Here is a 23,858-nt window from a genome sequence, read left to right as displayed (position 1 = left end):
TTTACGTTCGCAATGCGAAGGTCGGGAGTTCGATCCTCCTCCTCCCACCAAGTTTTTCTTTAGAAACAACGCACCTGCTACACGCCGGTTTTCGCGCTTCTGGCCCAGGCTTTTCACTTAAGCCGCTTGGCTCCCCGAGCCAAGCCATGTCCTGCGAGAGCGCCACCCGCAAACAACCACGGCGCTCAAGCAGAAATACACGTTCAAAACTTATCCCACCCATCATCCGCACCGACCGCCGCCGTCGCCAACACGGCAACCGGCGTCGCAACCGGCGCAGCTGTCGCACGCACAACCCGCCGCACAGGCGCACCAGCCACCTCCCGCCGCACCGTCCCCTCACGCAAAGGCGCAGCAGAAACAAAACCGGCCCCGCCACCACCCAAAATCTGAAAAAACGCCACAGCCTCATTCAACTGCTGCCCCTGATCTTCCATCGACCGCGAAGCCGCCGCCGCTTCTTCCACCAAAGCGGCATTCTGTTGTGTGACGTTATCCATCTGCGTGATCGCAAGATTGACCTGCTCGATGCCACGGCTTTGTTCACTCGATGCCGCCGCGATCTCCGACATGATGTCCGTCACCCGCGCCACCGCCTGGGTGACTTCGGCCATCGTCTTGCCCGCTTCGCCGGCGAGCGCCGAGCCGTCGCGGATCTTGTCCACGGAGGTGGCAATCAGATCCTTGATCTCCTTCGCCGCGCTCGATGAGCGCTGCGCCAGGCTTCTGACTTCGCTCGCCACCACCGCGAAACCGCGGCCCTGTTCACCGGCGCGCGCGGCTTCGACGGCCGCGTTGAGCGCGAGAATGTTCGTCTGAAACGCAATGCCTTCGATGATGCCCGTGATATCCGCGATCTTGGTCGAGCTCTCGCTGATATCGTGCATCGTGTTCACCACTTGGCCGACTACCTCGCTGCCTTTCTGCGCAACCGACGAAGCATTCGCGGCCAGCATGCTGCCTTGCTGCGCGTTGTCGGCGTTCTGCTTCACCGTCGAAGTGAGTTCCTCCATGCTCGACGCCGTTTCCTGCAGGGAGGCTGCCTGCTGTTCGGTGCGCTGGCTCAGATCCATATTGCCCGCAGCAATCTCGCGCGCTGCGCCGGCGATGCTCGTGCTGCTGTCGCGCACGCGTCCGACGATGGTCGTCAGCCGCTCGTTCATTTCGCGCAATGCGCCCAGCAGCTTGCTGGTCTCATCGTTACCGTCGACGGTGATGCGCGTGCGCAGATCGCCTTCCGATACGGTGCGCGCGACGTCGATCGCCTGGCGCAGCGGTCCGGTCACCGCGCGCGTGATCAGCACGCATGCGCCGATCGCTAGCGCCACCGCGATCAGGCTGATCGCGATCAGCAGATTGCGCTGGTTCTCGTAATGCGCCGCGTACTCGTTGATCATCTGTTCCTGGCGCGTATGCGTGTAGTCGGCATACGCGTTGGTCGCGCGAATTAGCGCGGCGAGCAACGGCCGGCATTGATCGTCCATCTTGACGATCGCTTCGTCGCGTTTATTGGTCAGCGCGAGATTGACGATGTCGGTGGCGACCGGTCCATACGACGCCTCGACCCGGTTGATCTCGGCGACGAGACTGCGCGCTTTTTCCGACGTGTCGGTAGCGGTCGCGATCATGGCATTGAGCTTCTTCAGATCGGTCTGCACATCTTCGTGCGCGCGCAGCACATCGGCTTTCTCTATGTCGAGATCCTGAGGTTTGGTCACGAGCACGAGGTTACGCGCGGCGATTGCCCGGCGATCGACCGCGGTTCGCACCTGCACCGCCATGTCCGCGCGTGCGTTGATGCCGTGCACGAAGCTGGAAAATCCATCGATCGAGTCGCTGAGCGCTTTCAGGGAGAGCCCGGAAACCGCAACGACGATAAGAGACAGCATGCCAAAACCGGCAATGAGTTTTGCTTTGATGGTGAGGTGCTTCAGTGTCACGATTTTTTTCTCCAATAACGAAACGTGGATGCGTTCGCAATGGACTCTCAGGTCCGGGTATGGGAGCGTCTAGATCGCCGCCGCGTACCGCGGCGGGTTTGCGCGGTCTATCCCTACGGTGTCTCACGTCGATACATCAGTGAAAGCGCATCGCCGTGAGACAGAAAATGGGTATCCCATCTACCGGATATCGGTTCGCATACTCGAGTACTGAAGGCAGATCGGGTATATCTCTAAAAGGCTTGCACACGATGACCGAGGAAAATGGATTTCGTGCCAAATGAATATATTTAGGCGTGTGATGAAAGCATCCCGTTGAGCAAGATGTCGAAAACCGCTTGAACGATTTGCCGTTCGTGTATATGATTGAGCAATCACTCATTTATTGATTGCAGCAAAACCGAATCCGCATGGCCCGTCCCAAGAGCGAAGACAAACGTAACGCCATCCTTGCTGCTGCAGCCGAGGTCATCGCCGAGCAAGGGCTTGGCGCGCCCACGTCGCGCATCGCCAAAGTGGCGGGTGTGGCGGAAGGCACGCTGTTCACGTACTTCGACAACAAAGACGACCTGCTGAACGTCCTGTATCTCGACATCAAGGCCGAACTGCGCGAAGTGATGGTGTCCGGTTATCCGAAGCACGCCACCGTGCGCGAGCGGGCGCAACACGTGTGGAACAAGTTCGTCGACTGGGGTGTCGCGCAACCAAACAAGCGCCGCGCCGTGGCGCAACTGGCCGTGTCGGAGCGCTTGACCGACCACACGCGGGCGAAGGGCATGCAGTCGTTCGCCGACATCAACGACATGATTCAGGCAAGCGTGGCGAGTGGCGCGTTGCGGGATCATCCGCCGGCTTTTCTGTCGGCGATCATGGGCGCTTTGGCGGAAACGACTATGGACTTCATCGCTCGGGAACCGGCTGAGGCCGAGCGTTATCGCCGCGCTGGCTTCGACGCGTTCTGGAACGCGATCGCCCGTCACTAAGTTTTTTTGTCTTATTAATGAGTGATTACTTGCTCAATTAACTTCAAGGAGTGCAATATGGCTAAGGTCTGGTTGGTTACCGGTAGCGCCCGTGGACTTGGGCGCGAGATTGTCGAGGCAGCTTTGCAGGCAGGCGAACAGGTTGTCGCGACCGCGCGTGACCCGCGTCAGTTGGCTGATCTGTCGGCGCGTTATGGCGAACGGGTCCGCGCGGTCGCGCTCGACGTCACGGATCCGCAGGCGGCGCGCCAAGCCGTGCAAGCCGCCGTCGACGCGTTCGGCCGGCTGGACGTGGTGGTCAACAATGCGGGCTTCGGTCACCTGGTTCCGTTCGAGCAAAGCTCCGAGGACGACTTCCGCGCGCAGATCGACACCAACTTCTATGGCGTCGTCAACGTGACGCGCGCGGCCTTGCCGGTGCTGCGACAGCAGCGCGCCGGGCACATCATCCAGATTTCGTCGGTGGGCGGGCGCGTGGGGATTGCCGGCTTGAGCGCCTATCAGGCTGCCAAGTGGGCCGTGGGCGGCTTCACTGAAGTGATTCGCCAGGAACTCGCGCCGTTCGGCGTTCACGTCACCGCGCTCGAACCGGGCGGCATGAAAACGGAATGGGGCAACGAGGCGGCTGGCGCCACGCCGGAATTGTGGCCGGATTACGTGCCGTCGGTGGGTGCCGTCATCGATATGCTGTCTCAGTACATCGGCCACGAAGCCAGCGATCCGGCGAAGGTCGCGCAAGTGGTGCTCAAGCTGGCTTATCACGATGCTTTGCCGGCGCATCTTTTGCTGGGCACCGACGCATTGCACTACTGTGGAGAAGGCGAGAAGGCACGCGCGGCCGACGCGCAAGCGTGGCGTGCCGTCAGTGAGTCGACGGATTTCTCCGCGCCGTCGCCGCTGCCGGCATTCCCGGCCGCATCGCCGAAAGCTTGAGCGCTGAGCCGAGCCTGGCAAGCAGGTCAAGGGCCGAAACCGACCGAAGGCAACCATGAGAACCATGAACATGGCGAACTGGACCTCCGCGGACATTCCGCCTCGGAGCGGCCGCCCCGCGGTGATCACCGGCGCGACCGGAGGGCTGGGTTTCGAGACGGCGCTTGTGCTGGCCGGCGCGGGCGCGGACGTCGTGCTCACCGGACGCAAGGAGCAGAAAGCGCAAACCGCGGTCGCCGCCCGTTTGTGGGCGATTTCCGAAGCACTGACTAACGCGCGCTGGCCCAGCGCGACCATGGAGCATGCATCATGAAGGTTCTCATTTTTGGCGCGACCGGCATGGTCGGGCAGGGCGTGTTGCGCGAGTGTTTGCGCGCGCCGGACGTCGAAGTGGTCCAGACAGTCGGCCGCACTCGCACCGGCCAGCTCGATCCACGGCTCATCGAAGTGGTTCAGCCGGACCTGATGGACTATCGCGCGGCGGAAGCATCGCTCAAGGGTTTCGACGCATGTTTCTTCTGCCTTGGCGTGTCGTCGGTGGGAATGCAGGAGGCGGAGTATGCGCGCCTCACCTATGACCTCACGTTGGCGGCGGCGCAGACGCTCGCCCGTCTCAATCCGCAGATGACCTTCGTCTACGTGTCCGGTGCAAGCACCGACGGCACGGAGCAAGGCCGCAGCATGTGGGCGCGCGTCAAGGGCAAGACCGAGAACGCGTTGCAGCGGCTGCCGTTCAAGGGCGTCTACCTGTTCCGTCCGGGCGTGATTCAACCGCTGAACGGCGCGCGCTCCAAGACCCGCTCGTACCAGTTGTTCTACACGCTGGCCCGGCCTTTCCTGTCGACGCTGCGCGCGCTTTTCCCCAACCAGATTCTGAGCACCGAAGACATCGGTCTCGCCATGCTGGCGGTTGCCCGTCACGGCGCCGACAAGGCGGTGCTCGAGACCGCCGACATCCGCGCGTTGAGCCGGTCGGCATCCGGGCCCATGCTCGATCTGCATACCGGCTGAGCACGGGCGAGCAACGTCAAGCTCGCCCGACCCGGCGAAAACCGCTCTTTTCCATGATTCGGCACGGCACATCGTCTGGTACGCTACCGGTTCACGGTACGCGCCGGTCCGGACGCGGCCCTCTTCTTCACGCGCGTAGGTCAGCGCATGTTCGAAAGAAACGCCCATGGTGACGCGCCGACCGAACATCGTGATTGCGATCAGTATCGTGCTGGCCAGTGCGATTCTTGCGATCGCCGTGTGGGTGCTGGCGCAGATGCGCGACGACGCTTTGCGGCGCGCCCAGGACTCGGTCTTCAACGTGTCGTTGCTGGTCGAGCGCGACGTGTCGCGCAATCTGGAGATTTACGATCTCTCGCTGCGCGCGGTGATCGACGGCCTGAAACAGCCCGGCGTGCTGGACCTGAAGCCGGCCATCCGCCAGATGGTGTTGTTCGACGGCTCGGCGAGCGCCAAAGACATGGGCTCGATCCTCGTGACCGACGAGACCGGCAACGTCAAGTTCGACTCGCAAGCCTCTCCGCCGCGCCACGTCAATCTCGCCGACCGCGACTACTTCAAGGTGCAGCGAGACTCGCCCAATGTCGGCCTGTACATCAGCCATCCGTTCATGCCGAAGATCAGCGGCAAGGAAGTCAGCATCGCGCTGAGCCGGCGCATTACGCGACCGGACGGCAGTTTCGGCGGTGTGGTGGCCGGCACCATGCGCCTCACCTATTTCCGCAGCCTGTTCGCCGGCATGAATCTCGGCGCCGGCGGCTCGATGGCGCTGATGCTGAGCGACGGCACGATGCTGATGCGGCGTCCTTACGACCCGAAAATCATCGGTATCAATCTGACCGGCACCGCCAATTACTCGCGTTTCACCCAGCAGCCGAGCGGGGACTTCTTCGGTACGGCGGCGATCGACGGCGTCGAGCGCTGGTATGCGTTCCGCCATATCGACATGTATCCGCTGATCCTCGACGTCGCGCTATCCACGCACGATATCTACGTGGAGTGGCGGCGGCGCGCGTGGATCATCGGTTCGCTGATCGCCGCGCTCGACGTCACGATCATCGCGCTGGCTGTTCTGTTCTCGCATCAGTTGCGGCATCGCCGCGCGGCCGAAGAAGAGTTGCGCGTGCTGGCGCGCACCGACGGGCTGACCGGCCTGAACAATCGCCGCACTTTCGAGGAACACGCGGAAGAAGAATGGCGCCGCGCGCAGCGCAACGCGTGGCCGCTGTCGATGCTGTTGATCGACGTCGACAGTTTCAAGGGCTTCAACGACCTGTACGGCCATTCCGCGGGCGACGACGCGCTCACCGGCGTGGCACGCTGCATCGCGCAGAGCGTGCGGCGTCCGGGCGACACGGCGGCGCGCTACGGCGGCGAAGAGTTCGCTGTGCTGCTGCCGGACACCGACGAAACCGGCGCCACCTTCATCGCCGAGAAGATTCGCACCGCGGTTCAGGCGCTCCAGCTTCGCCACGTGGCGAGTTCGCATCATGTGCTGACGGTCAGCATCGGCATCGCCACCACGCGAGGCCAGGCATTCGCAACGAGCCGCGCCCTCCTGAATGCCGCCGACGACGCCCTATACGAAGCCAAGGATGCGGGCCGCAATCGCGTGCTGTGCTATCGCACCGTGACGCACGCGTCGCACGGCGGCGCCGCCACGATGGCGCCCGGAACCGAAGCGCGGAACTCTGTCTGAGAGATGTCGCATAAATCTACCCGGGTAATATGTTGCATTTGAATTTAACCCGGATATAATTCGGCAAATTCTTTTCTTGGAGTTTGTCATGACCGCCCGTTCCCAAACCTGCACCGCGTTCGAAGGTCATCGCCGCATCGCGTCAGGCGCTTTGCCCGACGTAGCGCTCGCGGTAAGAGCAGTGCTCGCGCGCGGCGAACAGGCGCCGGTGCTGGTCTTCGACGACATCACCGGCCGGCCGGTCGAATTCGATCTGCGCGGCACGCCCGAGCAGATCGTCGCGCGACTCGCAAGCCAGAATGACGAAGCCGAAACCGCTCACGCCGCCGTCGACGCAGCGGAGGACGCTCCGCGTGGTCGTGGCCGGCCCAAGCTCGGCGTGGTGGCGAGAGAAGTCACGTTGTTGCCGCGTCATTGGGATTGGCTGAACGGGCAGTCGGGCGGCGCTTCGGTCGCGCTACGCAAACTGGTCGATGCGGCGCGCGCTGCCGGCGAGGACAAGGACCGCCGGCGCGCGGCGCAGGAAGCCGTGTATCGCTTCATGACCGCGCTGGCGGGCAATCTGCCGCGCTATGAAGATGCCTCCCGCGCGCTGTACGCGGACGATCGCCCGCGTTTCGAAGAGATCGTCGCGACATGGCCGGACGACGTGCGCGACTACACCTTGCAACTCGCAGACGCCGCTTTCGCAACGCACGCGTAAAGCAGGCGCATCGCAGCATCTTCGCGAGCGCAAACAACGGATCGCACAGACGAAAAAAAACCGCTCACACCGGGGAAGCGTGAGCGGGAAAGTCGGAGAGTTACAACAACATTGCGTGCGTTTACTCATGGGGTCAACGCAGCAGAAACAAGTCTAAGAGCCTGCCCCGCCCCTATACATCAGACGAATCCCAAACATATCGCCAATACGCCGCCCGCAATGGCTTCTCGCGATCCGGCCTCGTGCGCTAAGCATTGCTTACAACATCCTGTCCCGGTTATTCCTGACATTTCCCTTATCAACTCTCGGTGATGGCCGCCGTAAATGAGGTGGGAGCGCCGCTACGTATCCGATAGATCGCGAAGGTTTCGCGACGGCGTGGCGGCGCCGACGTCCCGTCGTGACTCATGAAGGATGGTGAAATGAAGTGGTTCGACCGCATGCCCGTGTTCAGGAAACTGCTGCTGGCGTTTGCCGTGGTGGTTGGTTTTTGCGTCGTGATCGGCGCGACGTCGCTGAGTACGCTGTCGGCGATGCACGGCATTACCGACGCGATCGGCGATAAACACATGGACGGCTTGTACTGGATGGAAGAGGCGAACCGGCACAAGATCGATTCGGATCTGGCCGCCGCGAATCTCGGCTATGCCGCCGACGACGCCGGCCGTCAAAAGTTGAAGAACAACATAGTCGGCTCACTCAAGGAGATGCACGCCGCCTACGATCAGTATCGCGCGACGATCGAGACGAGCCAAGGCCAGGAAATGTTCGATGACGTGCTGCGCAAGTCTGCGGTGTGGGAAGGCATCGTGCATCAGCAGATCGGTCTCGAACCGATTCCGGCGGGCGTCGACAACAACGAACTCGTGCGCCGCGCGATTGCGTCGAGCGAGGCGCTGCGCGATCGCATCACGGCGCTGATCGACTATCGCCGCCAACAAGCCAACGACGCGCAACTGGAAGCGTCCACCGGCTATCAGCACATGCGCATCGTCATGAGCGCGCTGGTGCTGGGCGCGATCGTCGCGGGCATGCTGCTCGCCACCGTGATCGCGCGTCGTCTGTCGGGGCAGCTCGGCGGCGAACCGGATTACGCGATGCAGATCGCCAACCGCATCGCTGGCGGCGACCTCAGCGTGCGCGTCGAAACCCGCGCGGGTGACTCTCACAGCTTGCTGTTCGCGCTGCGCAACATGCGCGAGCGGCTGGCGGGCATCGTGTCGGGCATCAGCGAATCGAGCGAATCGATCCTGATGGCGTCGGGCGAAATCGCGCAAGGCAATACCGATCTGTCGCAACGCACGGAAGAGCAAGCCGCCGCGTTGCAGGAAACCGCGTCGAGCATGCAGGAACTGACGTCGACGGTGAAGATGAACGCCGAGAACGCGCAGCAGGCGGGCGGCGTGGCGCACGGCGCGTCGGAAGTCGCGGCGCGCGGCAGCCATCTCGTCGGCGATGTGGTCGAAACGATGCGTGAGCTGGCGGCGGGCTCGAAGCGCATGACGGACATCATCGCGGTGATCGAAGGGATCGCGTTCCAGACCAACATCCTCGCGCTGAACGCGGCGGTCGAAGCGGCGCGCGCCGGCGAACAAGGTCGCGGCTTCGCGGTGGTGGCAGGCGAAGTGCGCTCGCTCGCGCAGCGCAGCGCAGTGTCGGCGAAGGAGATCAAGGAGCTGATCGAAAGCTCGACGGCACGCGTAGGCAGCGGCGCTGAACTCGCCGAGCGGGCCGGGCAGACGATGGCCGAAGTCACCCACGCGGTGAAACGCGTGACCGACATCATGGGCGAGATTTCGTCGGCGTCGCAGGAACAAAGCACCGGCATCGAAGAAGTCAATCGCGCGGTCGCGCAGATGGACGACGTGACCCAGCAGAACGCGGCGTTGGTCGAGCAGGCGGCTGCCGCGGCGGCGTCGATGGCGGATCAGGCGAGGCAGTTGCAGGCGGCTGTGACGGTGTTTTCGCTGGAAGCGCAGCACGGCTGAGCGCCGCGCATTTCCCCGAGCTTGCCAGGCCCAATGGCACTCCGTACACTCGCGCCTAATTCCTGGGCGGCGCCTTTGTGCTGGCGCCGCGCCACCATAAATAGCGCCGAACAGAGGAGAACCCCCGCCATGGCCGATTCCTACTTCCCCCGCTGGCGCGCCCAGTCCGCGGCTGCCGAGGGCCGCATCGTCGGCACCGACGAGCGGCTCGCGTGGCCGCAGATGTTCGCGATGGGCGTGCAACACGTGGTCGCGATGTTCGGCTCGACGGTGCTCGCGCCGTTGCTGATGGGCTTCGATCCGAACCTGTGCATCTTCATGTCGGGCATCGGCACGTTGTTGTTCTTCGTGCTGGTGGGCGGCCGCGTGCCGAGCTATCTCGGCTCGAGCTTCGCGTTCATCGGGCTCGTGATCGCGGTCACGGGGTACGGCGGCCACGGCCCGAACATGAACATTCCGGTCGCGCTGGGCGGGATCATCGCGTGCGGGGTGGTGTACGCGCTCATCGGCCTGATCGTGTCGGCGGTCGGCACCACATGGATCGAGACGTTGATGCCGCCGGTGGTGACGGGCGCGATTGTCTGCGTGATCGGTTTGAATCTGGCGCCGATCGCGGTGCGTGGCGTGAGCGGCAGCAACTTCGATTCGTGGATGGCGCTCGTCACCGTGTTGTGTGTGGGCGCGGTCGCGGTGTTCGCGCGCGGCATGCTGCAGCGTCTGCTGATTCTGGTTGGCCTGCTGATGGCGTACGTGATTTACGCGATCGTCACCAACGGTCTCGGCATGGGCAAGCCGATCGATTTCGCCATCGTCGCGAATGCCGCGTGGTTCGGCATGCCGCATTTCACGGCGCCGGTGTTCAACATGCAGGCGATGACCTTGCTCGCGCCGATCGCGGTGATTCTGGTGGCGGAGAACCTCGGGCATATCAAGGCGGTGAGCGCGATGACGGGCCAGAATCTGGACCGCTACGTCGGCCGTGCATTTCTCGGTGACGGACTCGCGACGATCGTGTCGGGCTTCGCCGGCGGCACCGGTGTCACGACGTATGCCGAGAACATCGGCGTGATGGCCGTCACCAAGATCTATTCGACGCTGGTGTTCGTGATCGCCGCGTTGATCGCGCTGGTGCTGGGTTTTTCGCCGAAGTTCGGCGCGGTGATCCGGACCATTCCGGGTCCGGTGCTGGGCGGCGTGTCGATCGTCGTGTTCGGCCTGATCGCCGTGACCGGCGCGCGGATCTGGGTCGTCAACAAGGTGGACTTCTCCGACAACCGCAATCTCATCGTGGCCGCGGTCACGCTCGTACTCGGCGCCGGCGATTTCTCGCTGAAGCTCGGCGGCTTCGGTCTGGGCGGTATCGGCACCGCGACCTTCGGCGCGATCATTCTCTACGCTCTCCTGAGAAGGAAACCGGCGCAAGGTCCGGTGGCGTGATTTTTCTCGCGCACTGAACCACTCGTTTCCACAGGTTCGTCGGCGGCGCAGGCTTTTCTCTTACGCACGTTGTTTCGATCGAAGAAAAAGCCCTCGCCGCTGGAATCGCAACTACTCAGTGCGAGCGCCCGTTACTTCCTTCGCGCCGTCAGCGCAGTCTCCGACAAATCCACTTCGCGCATCAGCTTGTTCAACGTCTCGTCGTTGATCTCCTGACTGCTGCGCAGTTCAAGCAGCGTCTTGCGCTCGGCTCTCATGGCCGCGAGTTTCATTCTGAACTCCAGCGCATCGGCGCGGCGCGCCAGTTCGCGCGGTTCGCGTTCTTCATCGAGCGTGGCGAGGCGGCGCTGATAGAGGTCCATCACTCGTGCGGTGACATCCGCCGCATACGCCGAAGCCGACTCATCGAGATTCGCGCACTCCCTGTCGTGCACCTCGTCAACAGCGCGAATCGCGGCTTGCGCGGCCATGGTCCGTGCGAGCGCCTCCTCGGCCGCATGCGGATCCTTGCCGCGGCGCCAGCCGCTCAGCAACAGTGGCAACGCCACCACCGCCACGATCAGCGAGACCAGGATCACGCCGGATGCGATGAAGATCGCGAGATCGCGGCCCGGCAACGCGGCGCCACCCGGCAACACCTCTGGCAACGACAGCACGCCCGCGAGCGTCACGGCCCCGCGCACACCGGCCACCGTCGTCACTGCGGCGGTGCGCAAGCCCGGAACGGCATTCGCCACGCCTTGCTTCGCGGCGCTGCGGCTCGCGAAATAGCGCAGCAGCCACACCCACACGAAGCGCATTGCGTACAGGGCGCCCGCCACTGCGGCGACGTAGCCGACCAGCCGCCAGACCTGCGCGTTACTGGTCTCGTGCGCGTCGAGCAGTGCCCGGCCGAGAATGTGCGGAAACTGCAGCCCCAGCAGAATGAACACCATGCCGTTGAAGACGAACTCGATCATCGTCCACGTGCTGCTGGCGCGCACTCGCGATGACGCCGGCCCGGCGGTCACAATGGTCGTGTAGTTCATCATCATGCCGGCGGCGACCGCGGCCAGAATACCCGACAACTCGAAACGCTCGGCGACCAGGTAAGCGGCGAATGGAATCAGCAGAGTCATCACGACGCCGGGTGCCGGGTCGCCTTCTTCGGTGAGATTCAGAAAGTGGGCCGACACAAAGCCGAACAGCCAGCTCACTGCCGCGCCCGTCGCGAGGCCGCCCGCGGCGATGATCACGAAACTGATCGACGCGTCGCGCAACGAAAACACGCCGGTCAGCGCCGCGGCAATCGCGAACTTCAACGCGACCAGTCCCGACGCGTCGTTCATCAACGCCTCGCCTTCGAGGATATGCATGAGCCGCCCCGGAATCTTGTCCTTGCCGGCGATGCCGGACAGCGCCACCGCATCCGTCGGCGACAACACTGCAGCGAGCGCGAATGCAACTGGCAGCGAGATCGACGGCACCAGCGCATGCACGAAATAACCGACCACCAGCACCGTCATGAAGACGAGGCCGAGCGCGAGCATCAGGATCGAGCGTCGCGCCATGAAGAACTCGCGCTTGGGAATGCGCCATCCGTCCGCGAACAGCAGCGGCGGAATGAACAGCATCATGAAAATGTCCGGATCGAACGTGACGTGCAGCCCGAGCCTGGGCCATGCGAGCAACGCGCCGATCACGATCTGCACGAGCGGCAGCGGCAAGGCGATCGGCAGGATGCGGATGACGACGCCCGACGCGGCGACGGCGAGCAAAAGAATCAATACGGTAAAGACAATGTCCATCGGTCTATTTCTGGGGATATAACGGTGTTACTTCGGTGATCTTCGACGATGCGGCCACGCGATGCTGACGAAGCGTAAGGCCGAAGTTTAGCCCGACGACGTGTTGCGCCACGCCCAGGCCGACATGGACCGCCGCCGACCCGGCGCGGGCGTGTCTTCGCGACCCGGCGCACCTTAACGGTGCGAGTCACGCCCACACGCGGCGCATGCTCCCTTACACGGGTGCAATCTTTCGGACAAATTTCATCGGAATGTGCGTCAGCGTGCGCATAGAGCTTGCTTAAGGTATATCGATGACGCACATTTGAGAAACGGTGCCGAAGTTGTTCGCTTCCGCGTTCGGACCGGCCCGGCTCTCGCGTGAGAGGACTGCATGACGATTGCGCAACAGGAAAGGACGGCCAGCGCGCCACATGGCTTCGGCGTCGAGATGACGTCGGGGCTCGAACGTTTCACGGTGCAGCATGGCGAACTCACGCTGAGCAGCGTGTTTCAACCGATTTTCAGCCTGTCGCATATGCGGGCGGTCGGTTACGAAGGGCTGCTGCGCGCGCACGATGCGCTCGACCGGCCCGTGTCGCCGCTCGACGTATTCGGCGAGGCCGCGCGCCTCGGCGATGTGCTGCAGGTCGACAAGCTGGCCCAGACCCTGCATCTGGAAAATTTCAAGGTGCTCGGCGCCGAGCGCGAGTGGCTGTTCCTGAACGTGCATCCCGGCGCGCTCACCGATCCGTATCTCGCCGCTGCCTTGCTGGCCACGCTGAAGCGGCTCGATTTGCCGCCGCGGCGCATCGTGCTCGAAGTGCTCGAGCATCGAGCCGAAGATCTGGAACGTCTCGCCGACGCCGTGCGTCAGTTCCGCGAGCGTGGCTTCCTGATCGCGCTCGACGATTTCGGCGCGGGACACTCGAACGTCGAACGGATCTGGCAATTGAATCCCGACATCGTGAAGCTCGATCGCATCATGCTGTCGCACGCCGCGCATCGCGCCGACATGGCGACGATTCTGCCGGGCCTCGTGGCGCTGCTGCACGAAGCGGGCAAGCTCGTGCTCGTCGAAGGCGTGGAAACCGAGCATGAGGCGCAGATGGCGCTTGCCTGCAATGCGGACTTCGTGCAGGGCTTTTTTTTCGGCCGTCCGAACCCGGGCGCGGCCGATGCGTTGCACGCGACGACGTGTATCAGCGAACTCACCGAGCGTTATCGCGATCAGGCCGACGCGCGCGAGCGCCGCAATGCCAGCCGGATCGCGCCGTACTTGCGGGCTTTCGAGCGGGCGGCGGAACGGCTCGCGGCAGGCGAACCGCTCGAGGAAGTGTGCTGGAATTTTCTCGCGCTCGACCATGCCGCGCGCTGCTTCCTGCTCGACGCGAAGGGCAAGCAGGCGGGCCGCAACGTCGTGCTGCGCGCCGATCGCGCGGCGCATGAAACGCGCTTTCTGCCGCTCGCTGATGCGCAAGGGGCGAACTGGCTGCGTCGTCCGTATTTCCGCGATGCGATCAATGCGCCGGAGCGTGTGCATGTGACGCGGCCGTATCTGTCGATCAACGAGGCGTTGCCGTGCGTGACGCTTTCGGTGGCGACCCGTGTCGGCGAGCAGACTTGCGTGCTGTGCGGCGATATCGACTGGGTGGACGAAGAGCAGTTCTGAGATCATGTCGTTTTCAACGATATTTAACGACACTCTCCCGCGCTTATGGCCGTCCTCCTCGAAGTCATTGCCACAACTGTTGCCGACGCGCGTCTCGCCGCGCAAGCCGGCGCTGACCGTCTCGAACTTGTCACCGGGATGGGCGAGGGTGGCCTGACGCCGAGCCTCGGCTTGATCGAAGCGGTGGTGGCGGCGGTCGAGATTCCCGTGAACGTGATCGTGCGGCCGCACAGCCGTTCGTTCGTCTACGACGCCGACGACTATGCAGTGATGCTGCGCGACGTGCGGGCCGTGAAAGCGACGGGCGCGAATGGCGTGGTGATCGGCATGCTGAACGCCGCTGGCGAGATCGACCGCGAAGGCCTCGCGCGTGCGATCGATGCGGCGGATGGACTGGCTGTCACCTTCCATCGTGCGTTCGATGAAGCGCGTGATTTGCGCCAATCGCTCGATGTACTGCTCGGTTTCGAGGCCGTGACGAATGTGCTGACCTCGGGTGGACAACCTTCAGTGCTGCACGCGGAGGCCACCATTCGCGAGCTGGTGCAGCAAGCGGCCGGTTCGCAGTGCACAGTGCTGGCCGGCGCGGGTTTGACAGTCGACGCCATCGCCGGTTTTGTGAGCAGGACGCAAGTTGAAGCGGTGCATTTTGGTTCAGGCGTTCGCGTGAACAGCAACGGCCTCGCGCCGGTCGATGCAGACAAAGTTGCCAAGGTCAGAGCACTGCTGAACGCATGACCAAGTAGTTGAACCAACGAAGCAAAGAAAAATGCCGCGTCGAGATCGCTCTCGAAACGGCATTTCTTCATCTGCGTCTACGTGCCCAAGAAAAACTACTTCGCTACGACCACCGGAATCCCGCGCAACTGCCCCGCGCCCTTCACCTCTTCCAGCGATTTCCGCACGGACTCACCCGTCGCCGCATCGATCTGCAAACGTGCGGCCAGATCGCGCTCACCACGCTTCACGCCCGCCAGATTCGCGAGTTTCACGTGACCATAACCGCGCGCACGAGCGTGCAGGTCGGCCAGCTTCGCCACGTCTTCCAGATTGCCGGCATTGAGCTTGGCGAGCGCACGCTGCAAGGTGGTTTCGTAATCGCCCGCGAGTTCGCGTTCCATCTTGCGCTCCAGCGTGCGGCCAAACGGATCGAGCATCGTGCCGCGCAGACTGCTGAATTTTGCCAGCGTGCCGAGCACCGGCCACATCCACTGACCGAAGGTTTTCTTGGTTGGATTCTTGCCGGATTCAGGACGCGTGAGCGTCGGCGGCGCGAGATTGAACTTGATGCCGAAATCCTTGCCGGCCACGCCTTCGAATTGCGCTTCCAGCGCCTCACGGAATGCAGCATCCGTGTGCAGACGCGCCACTTCGTATTCGTCCTTCACCGCAAGCAAACGATAGAACGTGGTCGCCACCGCGCGCGTCAAGCGTTCGCTCTTCGCGTCCACTGCGAATTCCGCGCGGCGTGCGGCGTCGACCAGCGCGCGATAACGCTTCACATAGCTCGCGCCGCCGTAAGTCTGCAGACGGCCTTCGCGATGCGCGATCAGTTCATCGAGCGTATCGACGCGCACGCTTTGCTTCGCCAGATGCCGCGCTTGCCACAGCGATTCGAGCGCGGCTGGATCTTCGGCGGCGAGGCGCCCGATCGAAAACGCCAACTGATTCATCTGCACCGCGACGTTGTTCAATTCGATCGCGCGCATCATCGCGCCGAACGACACGGGCACGAGACCCAGTTGCCAGGCATAACCGAGCATCAGAATGTTCGCGCCGATGGTGTCGCCGAGAAACCGCGTCGCGAGCGCCTGCGCGTCGCACGTCGACATACGCTCCGGGCCGGCCGCGTGACGCATCTTGTCGAGCAGCGCGTCGGCGTGCAGCGTTGCGTCCGGATTCGTCACGAACGTGGCGTTTGGAATCGCATGCGTATTCACGACAATGCGCGTGCGGCCATGACGCACCGTTTGCAGCGCATCGGCGCTTGCGCCCACCACCATATCGCAGGCGAGCAGCACGTCAGCCTGTTGCGTGTCGATGCGTACCTGATTGAGCCACTCGTCGCGCGCGGCGAAGCGCACGAACGACAGCACCGAGCCGCCCTTTTGCGCGAAACCCATGAAGTCGAGCACCGACGCGCTCTTGCCTTCCAGATGCGCGGCCATGCTGATCAATGCGCCGACCGTCACGACGCCCGTGCCGCCGACACCCGTCACCAGAATGTCGTACGGCGCGGCATCGAGATGCGTGGCAGGAATCGGCAACGCGTCGACGCGCGCAGCTAGCGCTTGCGGATCGAATGCGGCGCCCGCGGCTTTCTTCAGCTTGCCGCCTTCCACCGTGACGAAGCTCGGGCAGAAGCCGTTCACGCACGAGTAGTCTTTGTTGCACGACGATTGATCGATGCGACGCTTGCGGCCCAATGCCGTTTCAACCGGTTCCACGGATAGGCAATTCGACTGCACGCCGCAATCGCCGCAACCTTCGCAGACTTCCTCGTTGATGAAGAGGCGCTTGTCCGGATCGGGGAATTCGCCCTTTTTCCGGCGCCGGCGTTTTTCCGCCGCGCAGGTCTGGTCGTAGATCAGCACGGTCACGCCATCGGTGTCGCGCAATTGACGCTGCACGGTGTCCATCTCGCTGCGATGGTGAAACGTGGTGCCCTTCGGAAACTGATCGTGATGGCCGTCGTATTTCTCCGGCTCGTCGCTGACCACGACGAAGCGCGACACGCCTTCGGCTTCCACCTGACGCGCGATCTGCGGCACCGAGATGCTGCCGTCCACTGGTTGGCCGCCCGTCATTGCGACGGCGTCGTTATAGAGAATCTTGTACGTGATGGTGGCCTTCGCGGCTACGGCCTGGCGGATCGCCAGAATGCCCGAGTGGAAGTAGGTGCCGTCGCCGAGATTCTGGAACACGTGGCGCGTTTTCGTGAACATCGAATGCGACGCCCAGTCGACGCCTTCACCGCCCATCTGGATGAGACCGGTCGTGTCGCGTTCCATCCACGACGCCATGAAGTGGCAGCCGATCCCCGCATGCGCGATCGATCCTTCCGGCACTTTGGTCGAGGTATTGTGAGGGCAACCCGAGCAGAAGTACGGCGTGCGCTTCACGCTGTCCGCGGCGTTCGAGAGAATTTGCGGCGCGACCAGATCGACCACGCGTTCGCGGCGATCGAGTGCGGGCTTGTGCTTCGCGAGCCAGTTGGCGAACACCGGCAGAATGCGCGACGGCCGCAATTCGCCGAGCGACGACAGCAGCAGCGTGCCGTCTTCGGCGTTCTTGCCGACGACGATCGGCCGCGTGCCTTGCGTGCGGTTGTACAGATAGTCCTTGATCTGCTGTTCGATGACCGGGCCTTTCTCTTCGATCACCAGCACTTCGGACAAGCCGGAGACGAACGCGTCGATACGCGTCATCTCCAGCGGAAACGACAGGCCGACCTTGTAGATCCGTACGCCGGCCGCTTCCAGATCGGCGACCGTCAGATCGAGGCGGCGCAGCGTTTCCATCAGGTCCAGATGCGCCTTGCCGCAGGTCACGATCCCCACGTTCGCATGCGGGCTCGGCGCGATCCATTTGTCGATGCTGTTCACGCGCGCGAAGTGGCGCACCGCGTCGAGCTTCGCGTGCATCCGCGATTCGATCGTCAGGCTGGGCAGATCGGGCCAGCGGTTGTGCAGGCCGCCTGCCGGTGCTTCGAAATCCCGCGGCGCGGCCCAGTCTGTGCGCAGCGCGTCGAGATCGACCGTCGAGCCCGATTCGACCGTTTCGGAGATCGCCTTGTAGCCGACCCACGCGCCCGAGAAGCGCGACAACTCCCAGCCGTACAAGCCGAACTCGAGCATGTCGGCGATGTTCGACGGATTCACGACCGGCATGTGCCACGCCATCATCGCGAAGTCGCTCTGATGCGGCATCGACGACGACACGCAGCCGTGGTCGTCGCCCGCCACCACCAGCACGCCGCCGTGCGGCGACGACCCGTAGGCGTTGCCGTGCTTGAGCGCGTCGCCGGCGCGGTCCACGCCCGGGCCTTTGCCGTACCACATCGCGAACACGCCTTCGACGGTGCGCTCCGGGTCCGATTCCACCCGCTGCGTGCCGAGCACGGCGGTGCCGCCGAGTTCTTCGTTGATGGCGGGCAAGAAGCGAATATCACTCGCCGTGAGCAGTTTTTGCGCTTTCCACAACTGCTGATCGACCATGCCGAGCGGCGAGCCGCGATAGCCGCTGATGAAGCCGGCGGTGTTCATGCCGCGCGCCTTATCGGCGGCGCGCTGCATGAGCGCGAGGCGCACCAGCGCCTGAGTGCCGGTCAGGAAGATTCGGCCGCGCGTCGCGGTGAGGTTGTCGGAAAGCTTGTAATCGGCCAGTGCGGGCGTGCCGTCGATGGGCAGGCGAGCGGTCATGGGTGAGTCTCCTGTTTTGCATCCGCGCGCAGTGGTGGGGACCACGAAGGTGGCGCAGCGAAAGAGACTCTATTTTTTAGCGCCAATGGGAGAGAATTTTTTCTACTTTGACCGGCCGCTCGCGAATAGGCGCGACGAGCCACGCGTTTTAGTGGCGTTTTGAGATGGATCTCCCACGCAACGGCCGGATTCGGGTATGCCCTGGTGCGTTTTTCGAACGGCTTACGGTGCCGGCGCCGTTGCCTTGGCGGCCGCGAGGGTCGTATCGTCGAGCGGCACGATTTCGTCGAACAGCGCGTAATCGATATGACTCACGCCGTCTCGCTCGCTCATGATGTCCACGAAACGGTGATGCCAGTAGATCTGATCGCACGACCACATATGGCGCGCCTGCATGGTTTGCGAAGTCGATTCGTCGACGCCTTCCAGGGTGAGAATCAATGAGGTGTCGAGGCGCTTGAGCGTTTCGGCGGTTTCGCCGAACAGCGGGCTGTTTTCGTCGACGATGTGCATCACCGTCCAGCCCAGTTTGAACACCGGGTGTTGATCGCGCACCAGCGTGAGGTCGTACAGTTTGCGCAGCGTATAACCTTCGGCCGTGGTTCCTGGCGCAGAATGCGCAGCCTTGCGCGGGCCTCGGCGATCACGTTCTGACGCGCGTTGGCCGAGCGCACCATCAGCGTCATGCGGCCGTCGAGCGGCCGGATCACCGCGTAACGCGTGAACATGATTTTGGCGTGCGGGCGCGAAAAGCGCGCGAAGATCAGCCCCGTCGCCAACGCGATGCCGGACATGCCGACGAAAATTTCCAGCGTGGCGATCCAGTGCGCGTAGACGGTTTGCGGATGCATGTCGCCGTATCCGACCGTCGCGAGCGTTTCGACGCTGAAGAAAAACGCGCCGCCGAAACCGGCTGGAAACTGGTTGGCGATCGGCGCATTGCCGAGCATATAGAGCTCGGCGAACGTCGTGTTGAGCAACACGAACAGGACTGCGAGCGAGACGAAAAACGTCGGCCACCGAACCACCAGAGCGCGGTGATAGAGATCCTGCCAGAGCGGCGTCGGCATGCCGTGCGCGATGATCACGCGATCGTCCAGACGCAACTCGCGGCTGCCGCGTGAGCGGCGCGCCGGTGCGCGTGCTTCGGCGTCGCCGAAGCCGGAAGGACGGTCTGACGGTTCAGTCGCCATCGCAGGCTCGTGGAAATGAAAACGGCCAAAGCGTAGCACGCCGCTTCGTCCGCGGAAGGTGATTTTCGGCGTGGTGCGCGGCGCGTGAAAGCGCGCCGCTGCCGTGTGCTCGCCGTGCATGCACGGCGTTTCAGCGAGGCATATCAACACGGCCTTACGGTGCGCTTGTACCGCGCACTGAAGCAATCACGCAATCAAGCACGCGCGCCACAGCGTGCGCGCGCTTCGGACTTACGGGAAGGCTCGCGGCTTGGGAATGCCAGCGCCGTGTTCGATATCATCGACGGCTTGCTGATGAGCTGCCGCGACAGCTTCGGTTTCGTCGCCGTAGCCGTTGTCGCCGCCCACCGTCGTCCACGATTTGACGGCTTTCTCGCGATGGCGGATTTCGTATTCCGCGTCCCAGCGCGCGCCGTTGAGTTCGAGTGGGCGGACGTGAATCGAATACACGCCGTAGAGGAAGAGCTGTTCAGCCATGACCGCCTCCGGCCGGTTAGTTCAGGGTGGCGCAACGCAAACGTTCGGCGCCGGTTTTCTACCTAGAGTTCGATTTCCCCAAGGATGCGGTGAGCGAGCGCTTTGGCTTCCTCGAGCGCTTCTTCCGGCGTCGACGAAGTGGCTTCGACTTCGTAGAGCGTGGTTTCCTGATCTTCCGTGGCGTCGCCTTCGTCGCGCGAGAGGGTGACTACGCCTTGCCAGGTATCTTTTTCTATTTCTCTAGTCGAGGCCGTGGCCGTGTAGATGCCTTTGGTGTAGGTGATGTCGTCCATGGCGTCTCTCCGTCTTCCAAAGGTTTCGGTTTTTTCATCCTAGCACGATGACGGAGCTTCGGTTCTCCGCCCTGGCGGCGCACCATGCCGGTGACAATGCGCGCCGCACAAGGCAACAGAATTACAGCAGCGCGACGACTTCATCGAGCGACGGCGCGTGCGCGCCGGCATGGCGGCAAGCGGCCGCGCCGGCGGCCAGCGCGAACGCCAGGTGCTCCGGCCACGCCCGCTGCGGCGCAGTCATCAGGCTGAATAGCAGGCCGCCGATCGACGCGTCGCCCGCACCGACCGTATCGACCACCTCGACGCGCGGCGGCCGCGCTTCGCTCACCATAGCGCCGTCGATCAGCACGGCGGTCTCCGGTCCGCGCGTCACCAGCACGGTGGCGGCCGGATTCATGGCTCGCAACTGCGCAAGTGCGCCGGCCTCGTCGTCGGTCTTGAACAGCAGGCGCAAGTCCTCGTCCGACACCTTGATCAGATCGGAGAGCGCGGCCATTTTCCGCAACGTGGGTTCGTAGCCGTGCTCCATCAGATTCCGATAGTTCGGATCGAAGCTGATCTTCACGCCTTGCGAACGCAACTCGGCCGCCAAAGTGGCAAGCGTGTTGCCGATGGGTTGGCGAACGAGGCTGATGCAGCCGAAGTGCGCCCACTTCACCTGACCGATCCAACCCGCCGGCAGGCGGGCCGGATCGAAGGCCAGATCGGCGCTGTTCTCGCCCATGAAGAAGTACGCGGGCGGATGCGTCTGATGCACGATCGCCAGCAAGGGCGGCTGCTCGACGCGCTGCATGAAGCGCATGTCGAGCCCGGCCGCGACGCTCGCGTTCCACAACTCATCGGAGAAGTTATCGACGCCCAGCGAGCCGGCGCACGCGGTCGGCAGACCGAGCCGCGCCACGCAGCGCGCCACGTTCCAGCCGGCGCCGCCGGGGCGCGAGAGCCATTGCGAAGTGCCGGTGCGCACGAGATCGGTGAGGATGTCGCCGGCTGAGACGAAGAAGGGAAATTCGTGGTTCGCGCTGGGATTGCTCATTTTGTTTGCTCCGCGGATTCGGGCGCAGCGGCCGCCCCGTCGGGCAGCGCGTGGGCCAGTACTTCGTAGCACGCGCCCATGGTGTGATAGTCGGTCTTGCCGGCCGGACTCTTTTCGTCGCTGTACTTGCGGTTGTCGCACGTGAGGATGCGGTACCACGCACCATACTTGTGATCGACGAAATGCGCCCAGCTATAGCGCCAGATCTCGTCGTACCAGTCCCAGAAGCGTTCGTTGCCGGTGCGCTTGCCGAGCAGCGCTGCCGTGGCGAAGGTTTCCGCCTGGACCCAGAAATACTTGTCATGGTCGCACACGGTGCCGTCGGGGCCGAAGCCGTAATAGAGGCCGCCGTGGTCTTCGTCCCATGCGTGCGTCATGGCGGCGTCGAACAGTTCGATGGCGCGCGGCAGCAGCCACGGCAATGGACGGAAGCGCTCGAGAATCAGCAGCAGCTTCGCCCATTCCGTCTGGTGTCCCGGCTGGAAGCCCCACGGGCGGAAGATGTTCGAGCTGTCCTCCTCGTTATAGTGCCAGTCGACCGACCAGTCCGCGTGAAAGTGCTCCCACACCAGACCCTGCGACAGCTTCGCCTGACGCAGCGTGATATTCGACGCCACCCGTTCCGCGCGATCCAGATAGACGAGATGGCCGGTCGCTTCATGCGCGGCGAGCAGGGCCTCCGTGGTATGCATGTTCGCGTTTTGCCCACGGTACGAACTGACCCGCCACTCGGGCGACGCTTCGTCGGCGTAGAGGCCCGCGGCGGCGTCCCAGAAGCGATGTTCCATCAGTTCGAAGGTCGCGCCGATCATCGGCTTCGCTTCCTCGATGCCGGCCATCGCCGCATGCGAATAGGCGAGCAGCACGAACGCGAGGCCGTAGCAGTGGCGCGTCGCGTCGAGCGTGCGCTTCTTGCCGTCGTGCCATTCGAGCTCCCAGTCGTAGCCTTCGTGCTGGGCGTCCCAATGCGCTTCGCGCAGGAACTGCAAGCCGTGGCGCGCGTATTCGAGATGCTGCGGGTCGCCGAACTGGCGATACGCCATCGCGTAGTTGAACACGTAGCGGCAACTGCTCACCAGATGCCGTGTGGTTTTGTCGTAGACCGAACCGTCGTCGCGGAAGAAATGGAAAAAGCCGCCGCTCGGATCGAACACGTTCGGTGCGTAAAAGCGCAGCGTGTCCTCCACATGCGCGAGCAGAAAGTCGCGTGTGCGGAAGCTCTCGACGGGCGGCGCCGGGGTGGCACCGTTGGCAGGGTGAAGCGGATCGGATTGCGTCATGGCATTTTCACCAAAGTACTGGCACGGGCAATGAGATGGACGGGCAAACGGACTTCCAGTTCAGCAGGGGCGTCTTCGAGCAGAAGCTCGACGCCGCGCCGGCCGAGCGCTTCCTTGTCGACCGAAATGGTCGACAGCGGCGGCGTGGCATGGGCGGCGGCGGGAATGTCGTCGAAACCGATGATGGCAATGTCCTCGGGCACGCGCAGTCCGCGTGCGAGGCACGCGCGCAGCGCGGCGAGCGCGGCGGCGTCGTTATAGGCAAACACGGCGTCGGGGCGCGTGCCCGGTGCATCGAGCAACTGATGCATCGCACGCGCGGCGCCGCTGTCGGGGTCGAGGCCGGCATCTATCGTCACTTCCAGCGACGGGTCGAACAGCAAGCCCGCTTCGAAGAACGCGCGCCGGTAGCCGAGCGCGCGCTGCGCGATGCTGAAGTGCGCGAGCGAGCCGCCGATGAACGCGACACGCTTGCGCTGCTGCTCGAACAGATGCCGCATGGCGAGCGTGGCGCCCGCGGCGTTGTCGAGATTCACCGAGCGCATGCCGGGCGCCCACAGGTCGATCAGCACGAGTGGGCGCTGCATCGCCACCAGCGTGGTTAGCGTTTCCGGTTCGACGAAACCGGCAATTGCCACCGCGTCGGGCGCGTGCAGGCGCATCTGCTGGATCACGTCTTCGGTGGGGCCGGCGGTCAGCACGGACGGCACGATGCCGCGTTCGCGGCAGGCGTCTTCCACACCGTGCAGCACGTGCGAAAAGAACGGGCTGACGGCGAAATTGTTGTGCTGACGGTGCAGCAGGAACGTGAGACGGCGAATGCGCGGGCGCAGTTGGGCGGCGTCATAGCCGAGCTTGCGCGCCGCTTCGACGACGCGCTCGCGGGTGGCCTCGGAAAGGCCCGGCTGGTTCTTCAATGCGCGTGAGACGGTGCCGATCGACACGCTGGCCGCGCGGGCGACGTCGCGGATGGTGGTGGCCATCGAATGAAGCGGACGCGCAAGGGCGGCCGCACGGTGTTTG

Annotated in this window: 18 protein-coding genes and 1 pseudogene; 10 read left to right on the top strand and 9 right to left on the bottom strand. The window is 63.6% G+C overall.

All coding sequences use genetic code 11. The features are described 5' to 3' along the window. Positions 1–203 precede the first annotated feature (203 nt). Complete coding sequence (locus tag P0D80_RS31390; RefSeq protein ID WP_408289789.1) at positions 204–1,889, bottom strand: methyl-accepting chemotaxis protein; 1,686 nt, start codon at positions 1,887–1,889, stop codon at positions 204–206. A 461-nt stretch (positions 1,890–2,350) separates the two neighbouring features. Between P0D80_RS31390 and P0D80_RS31385 the strand changes: the two genes are divergently transcribed. The 8 genes from P0D80_RS31385 to P0D80_RS31350 all read left to right on the top strand — a co-directional run bounded on the left by P0D80_RS31385 (position 2,351) and on the right by P0D80_RS31350 (position 10,694). Continuing rightward, entirely contained in the window at positions 2,351–2,923 is a 573-nt protein-coding gene (locus P0D80_RS31385; RefSeq protein ID WP_408180429.1) for a TetR/AcrR family transcriptional regulator, read from the top strand. Positions 2,924–2,980: 57 nt separating this feature from the next. After that, on the top strand, positions 2,981–3,856 hold the full coding sequence (locus P0D80_RS31380; protein ID WP_408289724.1) for an SDR family NAD(P)-dependent oxidoreductase: 876 nt from the start codon (positions 2,981–2,983) through the stop codon (positions 3,854–3,856). 55 nt (positions 3,857–3,911) lie between these two features. Then, positions 3,912–4,169 (top strand): SDR family NAD(P)-dependent oxidoreductase, encoded by a 258-nt coding sequence (locus tag P0D80_RS31375; protein WP_408289722.1) that lies wholly within the window; start codon positions 3,912–3,914, stop codon positions 4,167–4,169. Continuing rightward, on the top strand, positions 4,166–4,867 hold the full coding sequence (locus P0D80_RS31370; protein WP_408180432.1) for an NAD-dependent epimerase/dehydratase family protein: 702 nt from the start codon (positions 4,166–4,168) through the stop codon (positions 4,865–4,867). The genes P0D80_RS31375 and P0D80_RS31370 overlap by 4 nt, the downstream gene beginning before the upstream one ends. 166 nt (positions 4,868–5,033) lie before the next feature. Further along, positions 5,034–6,566: a sensor domain-containing diguanylate cyclase gene (locus P0D80_RS31365; protein ID WP_408289719.1), complete on the top strand. Its 1,533-nt coding sequence runs from the start codon at positions 5,034–5,036 to the stop codon at positions 6,564–6,566. 88 nt (positions 6,567–6,654) lie between these two features. After that, on the top strand, positions 6,655–7,269 hold the full coding sequence (locus P0D80_RS31360) for a DUF2239 family protein (RefSeq protein WP_408289717.1): 615 nt from the start codon (positions 6,655–6,657) through the stop codon (positions 7,267–7,269). A gap of 422 nt (positions 7,270–7,691) precedes the next feature. Then, on the top strand, positions 7,692–9,257 hold the full coding sequence (locus P0D80_RS31355; RefSeq protein WP_408289715.1) for a methyl-accepting chemotaxis protein: 1,566 nt from the start codon (positions 7,692–7,694) through the stop codon (positions 9,255–9,257). Between the two features lie 129 nt (positions 9,258–9,386). Beyond that, entirely contained in the window at positions 9,387–10,694 is a 1,308-nt protein-coding gene (locus P0D80_RS31350) for a solute carrier family 23 protein (protein WP_408289713.1), read from the top strand. A gap of 131 nt (positions 10,695–10,825) precedes the next feature. On the opposite strand, the gene P0D80_RS31345 is transcribed toward P0D80_RS31350, so the two are convergent. After that, positions 10,826–12,481: a Na+/H+ antiporter gene (locus tag P0D80_RS31345; RefSeq protein ID WP_408289711.1), complete on the bottom strand. Its 1,656-nt coding sequence runs from the start codon at positions 12,479–12,481 to the stop codon at positions 10,826–10,828. 373 nt (positions 12,482–12,854) lie between these two features. Between P0D80_RS31345 and P0D80_RS31340 the strand changes: the two genes are divergently transcribed. Then, positions 12,855–14,132, top strand: coding sequence for a sensor domain-containing phosphodiesterase (locus P0D80_RS31340; protein ID WP_132376297.1), 1,278 nt, complete (start codon positions 12,855–12,857; stop codon positions 14,130–14,132). Positions 14,133–14,177: 45 nt separating this feature from the next. Next, a complete protein-coding gene (locus P0D80_RS31335; RefSeq protein WP_408289709.1) occupies positions 14,178–14,870 on the top strand; it encodes a copper homeostasis protein CutC in 693 nt (230 codons plus the stop codon). Between the two features lie 95 nt (positions 14,871–14,965). Here the strand turns inward: P0D80_RS31335 and P0D80_RS31330 are convergent, their stop codons facing one another. The 7 genes and pseudogenes from P0D80_RS31330 to P0D80_RS31300 all read right to left on the bottom strand — a co-directional run bounded on the left by P0D80_RS31330 (position 14,966) and on the right by P0D80_RS31300 (position 23,818). After that, a complete protein-coding gene (locus P0D80_RS31330; RefSeq protein ID WP_408289707.1) occupies positions 14,966–18,553 on the bottom strand; it encodes an indolepyruvate ferredoxin oxidoreductase family protein in 3,588 nt (1,195 codons plus the stop codon). 222 nt (positions 18,554–18,775) lie between these two features. Further along, positions 18,776–19,746 (bottom strand): annotated as a pseudogene (locus P0D80_RS31325) (ion channel). A gap of 231 nt (positions 19,747–19,977) precedes the next feature. Beyond that, the gene (locus P0D80_RS31320) at positions 19,978–20,223 is read right to left on the bottom strand and encodes a hypothetical protein (protein ID WP_012431489.1); all 246 of its coding nucleotides are present in this window, start codon (positions 20,221–20,223) and stop codon (positions 19,978–19,980) included. Between the two features lie 62 nt (positions 20,224–20,285). Continuing rightward, the gene (locus P0D80_RS31315; protein WP_132376293.1) at positions 20,286–20,516 is read right to left on the bottom strand and encodes a hypothetical protein; all 231 of its coding nucleotides are present in this window, start codon (positions 20,514–20,516) and stop codon (positions 20,286–20,288) included. A 121-nt stretch (positions 20,517–20,637) separates the two neighbouring features. Then, entirely contained in the window at positions 20,638–21,555 is a 918-nt protein-coding gene (locus P0D80_RS31310) for a carbohydrate kinase family protein (RefSeq protein WP_408289704.1), read from the bottom strand. Next, positions 21,552–22,835 carry an AGE family epimerase/isomerase gene (locus P0D80_RS31305; protein WP_408180442.1) on the bottom strand — a complete coding sequence of 428 codons (1,284 nt, stop codon included), beginning with the start codon at positions 22,833–22,835 and terminating at the stop codon, positions 21,552–21,554. The genes P0D80_RS31310 and P0D80_RS31305 overlap by 4 nt, the downstream gene beginning before the upstream one ends. Beyond that, the gene (locus tag P0D80_RS31300; RefSeq protein ID WP_408180443.1) at positions 22,832–23,818 is read right to left on the bottom strand and encodes a LacI family DNA-binding transcriptional regulator; all 987 of its coding nucleotides are present in this window, start codon (positions 23,816–23,818) and stop codon (positions 22,832–22,834) included. Before P0D80_RS31300 ends, P0D80_RS31305 begins: the two co-directional genes overlap by 4 nt. Between the last annotated feature and the right edge of the window lie 40 nt (positions 23,819–23,858).

Source organism: Paraburkholderia sp. RL17-373-BIF-A (assembly GCF_046030175.1).
Taxonomy (GTDB): domain Bacteria; phylum Pseudomonadota; class Gammaproteobacteria; order Burkholderiales; family Burkholderiaceae; genus Paraburkholderia.
This window is presented reverse-complemented; position numbering and strand designations above follow the sequence as displayed.

What these genes read in the sequence shown, in the direction of transcription:
- P0D80_RS31390 (WP_408289789.1), bottom strand. Translation starts at nt 1,889, where the DNA reads ATGCTGTCTCTTATCGTCGTTGCGGTTTCCGGGCTCTCCCTGAAAGCG.
- P0D80_RS31330 (WP_408289707.1), bottom strand. Translation starts at nt 18,553, where the DNA reads ATGACCGCTCGCCTGCCCATCGACGGCACGCCCGCACTGGCCGATTAC.
- P0D80_RS31340 (WP_132376297.1), top strand. Translation starts at nt 12,855, where the DNA reads ATGACGATTGCGCAACAGGAAAGGACGGCCAGCGCGCCACATGGCTTC.
- P0D80_RS31380 (WP_408289724.1), top strand. Translation starts at nt 2,981, where the DNA reads ATGGCTAAGGTCTGGTTGGTTACCGGTAGCGCCCGTGGACTTGGGCGC.
- P0D80_RS31320 (WP_012431489.1), bottom strand. Translation starts at nt 20,223, where the DNA reads ATGGCTGAACAGCTCTTCCTCTACGGCGTGTATTCGATTCACGTCCGC.
- P0D80_RS31385 (WP_408180429.1), top strand. Translation starts at nt 2,351, where the DNA reads ATGGCCCGTCCCAAGAGCGAAGACAAACGTAACGCCATCCTTGCTGCT.
- P0D80_RS31360 (WP_408289717.1), top strand. Translation starts at nt 6,655, where the DNA reads ATGACCGCCCGTTCCCAAACCTGCACCGCGTTCGAAGGTCATCGCCGC.
- P0D80_RS31355 (WP_408289715.1), top strand. Translation starts at nt 7,692, where the DNA reads ATGAAGTGGTTCGACCGCATGCCCGTGTTCAGGAAACTGCTGCTGGCG.
- P0D80_RS31300 (WP_408180443.1), bottom strand. Translation starts at nt 23,818, where the DNA reads ATGGCCACCACCATCCGCGACGTCGCCCGCGCGGCCAGCGTGTCGATC.
- P0D80_RS31345 (WP_408289711.1), bottom strand. Translation starts at nt 12,481, where the DNA reads ATGGACATTGTCTTTACCGTATTGATTCTTTTGCTCGCCGTCGCCGCG.
- P0D80_RS31305 (WP_408180442.1), bottom strand. Translation starts at nt 22,835, where the DNA reads ATGACGCAATCCGATCCGCTTCACCCTGCCAACGGTGCCACCCCGGCG.
- P0D80_RS31315 (WP_132376293.1), bottom strand. Translation starts at nt 20,516, where the DNA reads ATGGACGACATCACCTACACCAAAGGCATCTACACGGCCACGGCCTCG.
- P0D80_RS31370 (WP_408180432.1), top strand. Translation starts at nt 4,166, where the DNA reads ATGAAGGTTCTCATTTTTGGCGCGACCGGCATGGTCGGGCAGGGCGTG.
- P0D80_RS31335 (WP_408289709.1), top strand. Translation starts at nt 14,178, where the DNA reads ATGGCCGTCCTCCTCGAAGTCATTGCCACAACTGTTGCCGACGCGCGT.
- P0D80_RS31350 (WP_408289713.1), top strand. Translation starts at nt 9,387, where the DNA reads ATGGCCGATTCCTACTTCCCCCGCTGGCGCGCCCAGTCCGCGGCTGCC.
- P0D80_RS31310 (WP_408289704.1), bottom strand. Translation starts at nt 21,555, where the DNA reads ATGAGCAATCCCAGCGCGAACCACGAATTTCCCTTCTTCGTCTCAGCC.
- P0D80_RS31365 (WP_408289719.1), top strand. Translation starts at nt 5,034, where the DNA reads ATGGTGACGCGCCGACCGAACATCGTGATTGCGATCAGTATCGTGCTG.
- P0D80_RS31375 (WP_408289722.1), top strand. Translation starts at nt 3,912, where the DNA reads ATGAGAACCATGAACATGGCGAACTGGACCTCCGCGGACATTCCGCCT.